A 4,661-nucleotide genomic window follows, 5' to 3' on the forward strand; every position below is an offset into this window, starting at 1 on the left:
GGGTCGTGGTGGTGACGACGTCCGCGTACGGCACGGGAGAGGGGTGCAGCCCGGCCGCGACCAGCCCGGCGAAGTGGGCCATGTCCACCATCAGGTACGCGCCCGCCTCGTCGGCGATCCGCCGGAACTCCGCGAAGTCCAACTGCCGCGGATAAGCCGACCAGCCCGCCACGATCAGCTTCGGCCGGTGCTCCTTGGCGAGCCGCTCGACCTCGCCCATGTCGACCAGCCCGGTCCGGTCGTCCACGTGGTAGGCGGCGACCTTGTAGAGCTTGCCGCTGAAGTTGATCCTCATGCCGTGGGTCAGGTGGCCGCCGTGCGCCAGATCCAGACCCAGGATGGTGTCACCCGGCTTGATCAGGGCGAACATCGCCGCCGCGTTGGCCTGCGCGCCCGAGTGGGGCTGTACGTTCGCGGCCTCGGCGCCGAACAGCGCCTTCACCCGGTCGATGGCGAGCTGCTCGACCACGTCGACGTGCTCGCAGCCGCCGTAGTAGCGGCGGCCGGGGTACCCCTCGGCGTACTTGTTGGTGAGCACCGACCCCTGCGCCTGGAGGACCGAGACCGGCGCGAAGTTCTCCGAGGCGATCATTTCGAGGGTGGACTGCTGGCGGTGCAGCTCGGCGTCGAGCGCGGCGGCGACGTCCGGGTCGAACTCGTGCAAGGACTGATTCAGCAGGGACATGGGTCTTCCTGGTCGAGGACGAGGCGGAAAGCGGGTCGAAAAGGGCGGGGCGGGCGGGGGCGGGCTCGTACGGGGCCCCTCCGGCCGCCGAGCCCGCCGGGTGTCACTGTGCGATGAACGCGTCGTACTCGGCGGCGGACAGCAGCTCCGCCTCCTCCTGCGACACCTTCACCTTGAACAGCCAGCCGCCCTCGAAGGGCGCGGAGTTGACCAGGGACGGGTCCTCGACGACGTCCTGGTTGACCTCGGTGACCTCGCCGGACACCGGCGAGTACAGGTCGCTGACGGACTTGGTGGACTCCAGCTCGCCGCAGGTGTCCCCGGCGGTGACCGTCGCGCCGGCCTCGGGGAGCTGGACGTAGACGACATCGCCGAGCGCGTCGGCGGCGTGCGAGGTGATGCCCACGGTGGCCACGCCCGCCTCGGCGGGGGAGAGCCACTCGTGCTCCTTGCTGTAACGCAACTGCTCAGGGTTGATGCTCATGACGGAATTCTCCCGGATGTGAAGGTGTGTTCGCGTAAGCCACTCGGCTGACAGGGACGGTCACGCGACGCTGCGTGTGGCGGCGCCGGTACGGACACCGGTGCCGGTACGGATCTCCGGCCGCGGTACGGGGTCAGGGCCGCGGTACGGATCTCCGGCCGCGGTACGGGATGAACGCCGCGGTACGGGAAAGAGGTCGGTGGTACGGATCAAGGCGGTGGTACGGGTCCCCGCGCGCTCACCGCTCCCGCTGGTAGAACGGCAGCGCGACGACCCGGTACGGCTCCCGCGTCCCGCGGATGTCGACCGCCACCCCCGCCGGCCCCGGCTCCGCGTGCGGCGCGTCCACGTACGCCATCGCGATCGGCACGCCGAGCGTGGGGGAGGGGGCGCCGGAGGTGACCGCGCCGATGACCGTGCCGGCGGCGTCGGTGACCGGGTAGCCGGCCCGGGGGACGCGGCGGCCCTCGGCGATCAGCCCGACGAGCCTGCGCGGCGGCGCGGCGGCGGCCTTCTCCGCGGCGACCGCCAGCGCGTCCCGGCCCACGAAGTCCCCGGGTTTGTCGAACTTCACCACTCGCCCGAGACCCGCGTCGAACGGCGTCACCCCGGCGCTCAGTTCGTGCCCGTACAGCGGCATCCCGGCCTCCAGCCGCAGCGTGTCCCGGCAGGAGAGCCCGCACGGTACGAGACCGGCCTCGGCGCCCGCCGCCGACAGGGCCTGCCACAGTGGTTCCGCGTCACCCGGCGCCACGAACAGCTCGAAGCCGTCCTCGCCGGTGTACCCGGTACGGGCGATCAGCGCGGGCACGCCGGCGACCGTGCCGGGCAGCCCGGCGTAGTACTTCAGCCCGTCCAGGTCGGCGTCGGTGAGCGACGCCAGGACGGCGGAGGAGCGCGGACCCTGCACGGCGAGCAGCGCGTACGCGTCCCGGTCGTCGGTCACGGACGCGTCGAAACCCGCCGCCCGCTCGGTCACCGCGTCCAGCACGGTCTGCGCGTTGGAGGCGTTCGCGACGATCAGGTACTCCTGCTCGGCGAGCCGGTAGACGATCAGGTCGTCCAGGATGCCGCCGTCGGGCGCGCAGATCATGGTGTAGCGGGCCCGGCCGGCCTTCAGCGCGGACAGGTGGCCGACCAGGGCGTAGTCCAGCGCCTCGCCCGCCCCGGACCCGGTCACGGTGATCTCACCCATGTGCGAGAGGTCGAAGAGGCCGGCGCGGGTGCGTACCGCCTGGTGCTCCTCGCGCTCGCTGGCGTACCGCAGCGGCATGTCCCAGCCCGCGAAGTCGGTCATGGTCGCGCCGAGGGCGCGGTGCAGCGTGTCGAGCGCGGTGCGGCGGGGCCGGCCCGGCTCAGAGGAAGGGCCCGGCTGACCGGACGGGCTCGACTGAGGGGATACGCGGGATTCGCTCATCGGAAAGGGCTCCCAGGTGAGGACGGCGGAACGGAGACGAGGCCACTGCGGCCTCCCCATCTGTCATCGGAACCTGAGAGGTTCACCGTGACCCGCGTGGGGCCGCGGTTTGCACCGTGGGTGGGACGTGACCCGGTACGCGCATCCTCACGCGCCGGGTGCTTGTCCGCTTTTCAGATCTGCCTCGCCCGCGCGGTATCTGTGCCTGAGAGATTCAAGGGAGGACTTGCTCCTTCGGCGCCCGGCCCCGGGGTGGGGGGACGGAACTCTCCCGCGCGGCCTCCATCGGCCGGTATGCAAGTTGTGCCGCCCATCATTGCATGCCCGCGGAACGGGGCGGGATCGGACTCACTCGTCTAAGGTTTGCCCGCAGGACAGTGGCACATGGGCGGAAAAGGGTGGACATGGAGAATCCGGCACCGTACATATGGCCGGCCAACGAGCTGGAAGAGGTGCTCACCGCGAGCCTCGGCAACCCCTCGGCCACGCCCAGGCTGCTGGAGGTGCTGGGCCGGTCCCTGGTCTGGGTGCCGCTGCCGAACGGCGGCGCGCCGGACGCACCCGGCCTCGACCTGCCCACGGTGGAGCTGGGCGGCGCGCCGTACGTGCCGGTCTTCAGCTCCGAGCAGCAGTTCAGGCAGGCGGCCGACGGGATGCCGTGCACGGTCGCGCCGGTGCACGAGTTCGCCCGCGGCCTGCCCCCGCTGGTCGGCATCGCGGTCAACCCCGGCGGCGCCGTCGGGGTGCCGCTGCCGCCCGCCGCCGTCGCCGAGCTCTGCCGCCCGGGGCGCGACGCGCCGGCCGTGGGCGCCCGGGTCCGGCTGTGGGAGCCGGACCACTCCGAGGAGCCGGTGGACTTCCTGGCCGCCGCGGCGGGCGAGTTCGCCGTCACGCCGGTGGTGCTGACCGCCCGCCGCGCGCTGGCCTCGGTGGAGGAGGAGCCGCCGGGCCTGTTCGTCGGCGTGGAACTGGACCGCTGGCAGGAGCAGGACCGGGCCGCCGCCATGGACGCGCTCGGCCGGGCGCTGGGCGCGGCGCCGCTGCCCTGGCAGGTCCACCTGATCCTGCTGGACGTGGCGCAGGACCCGGTGGGGGACTGGATGCTGGAGACGGTGGCGCCGTTCTTCGCCCGCGACTGAGGGGGACGCCACCGAGAGTGACCGGCCGCCTCCGTATATGCCGTGTATAGGCCGCATATAGGGGAGGCGGCTTGAGTCGATCAGCGTTCCACCGGGAACACTCGACCTGATTTGATGGCGTGCGGCGCACCGGCGTGCGCCCGGAACACCGAACGAGCGGAAGGGGCGGTCCCACGTGATCGCGGGCGCGCAAGGCGGCGCGGCGGCGGCCGGCCACGTGGAGCGGATGCTGCTCCAGGTGGCGCCCGGCCGGTTCGACGCATACGAGAACCTGCTCGCGTCGCTCGCCGAGGGCCAGGTGTGGATGCTGCTGTGGCACGGCTCGCCCGGCTCGCCCGACGCCCAGTACGGCAGCATGGAGATCGGTGGCCACGGCTACGCGCCCTGCTTCACCTCGCCCCGTGAGCTCGCGGTCAGCGGCTGGACCCGTGAGCACGAGGTGGTCTCCGGGCGGGACATAGCGCTCACTCTCTATCCGGACCGCTGTGGTCTGTGGCTGAACCCGCACGCGGCCGACGGCGGCGTCGGCGTTCCGTGGCTGGATCTGAGACGTATCGCGGTCGGCCTGGACGTCCTGCCGGCCGGCCCGCTCCGGATCGGCGAGCCGTCCCTCCCGATCCCCCAGTTCTACGCGCTCCTCGCCCAGGCGGCGCACCGCACCCCCGCGGTACGGGCGCTGCGCCGCGCCTGGGTCCAGCCGGTCCTGGGCGAGGCGTACCTCGCGATCGGCGTGGAGGTCTACGACAGCTCCCCGCAGGCGGTGAATTCCGTGCGGCTGATGATGCGCCAGGCGCTGGGCGGGGTGCCGGAGGGGCTGGCGGTCTCCACGGTGGCGATGTCCGACGACTACGATCCGGTGGCCATGTGGATGCGGGTCGCCGCACAGCCCTTCTTCGACCGTGAGGCCTACGGCGGCGGGGGGGGGGGGGGGGGGGG

5 protein-coding genes and 1 riboswitch are annotated in these 4,661 nt (G+C 72.4%); of the genes, 2 read left to right on the forward strand and 3 right to left on the reverse strand.

Going from position 1 to position 4,661, the window contains the following annotated elements; genetic code table 11:
• The 3 genes from VIW71_RS16825 to gcvT form a co-directional block, all read right to left on the reverse strand.
• The coding region (locus VIW71_RS16825) for a serine hydroxymethyltransferase (RefSeq protein ID WP_331623121.1) at positions 1 to 685 on the reverse strand (685 nt) is incomplete at its 3' end.
• A 103-nt stretch (positions 686 to 788) separates the two neighbouring features.
• Positions 789 to 1,169, reverse strand: coding sequence for a glycine cleavage system protein GcvH (gene gcvH, locus VIW71_RS16830; RefSeq protein ID WP_331623122.1), 381 nt, complete (start codon positions 1,167 to 1,169; stop codon positions 789 to 791).
• Between the two features lie 238 nt (positions 1,170 to 1,407).
• Positions 1,408 to 2,586: a glycine cleavage system aminomethyltransferase GcvT gene (gcvT, locus tag VIW71_RS16835; RefSeq protein WP_331623123.1), complete on the reverse strand. Its 1,179-nt coding sequence runs from the start codon at positions 2,584 to 2,586 to the stop codon at positions 1,408 to 1,410.
• 183 nt (positions 2,587 to 2,769) lie between these two features.
• Positions 2,770 to 2,870: riboswitch (glycine riboswitch) on the reverse strand.
• 120 nt (positions 2,871 to 2,990) lie between these two features.
• On the opposite strand from gcvT, the gene VIW71_RS16840 reads away from it, so the two are divergent.
• Positions 2,991 to 3,725, forward strand: a complete 735-nt coding sequence (locus tag VIW71_RS16840; protein ID WP_331623124.1) for an enhanced serine sensitivity protein SseB — start codon at positions 2,991 to 2,993, stop codon at positions 3,723 to 3,725.
• A 226-nt stretch (positions 3,726 to 3,951) separates the two neighbouring features.
• Positions 3,952 to 4,661, forward strand: a 710-nt coding sequence (locus tag VIW71_RS16845; RefSeq protein WP_331623125.1) for an enhanced serine sensitivity protein SseB C-terminal domain-containing protein, incomplete at its 3' end; no start/stop codon positions are given.

Source organism: Streptomyces sp., assembly GCF_036524955.1.
Classification (GTDB): domain Bacteria; phylum Actinomycetota; class Actinomycetes; order Streptomycetales; family Streptomycetaceae; genus Actinacidiphila.

Excerpts from the sequence above, each read along its gene's own strand:
- gcvH (WP_331623122.1), bottom strand. The coding sequence starts at position 1,169 with ATGAGCATCAACCCTGAGCAGTTGCGTTACAGCAAGGAGCACGAGTGG.
- gcvT (WP_331623123.1), bottom strand. The coding sequence starts at position 2,586 with ATGAGCGAATCCCGCGTATCCCCTCAGTCGAGCCCGTCCGGTCAGCCG.
- VIW71_RS16840 (WP_331623124.1), top strand. The coding sequence starts at position 2,991 with ATGGAGAATCCGGCACCGTACATATGGCCGGCCAACGAGCTGGAAGAG.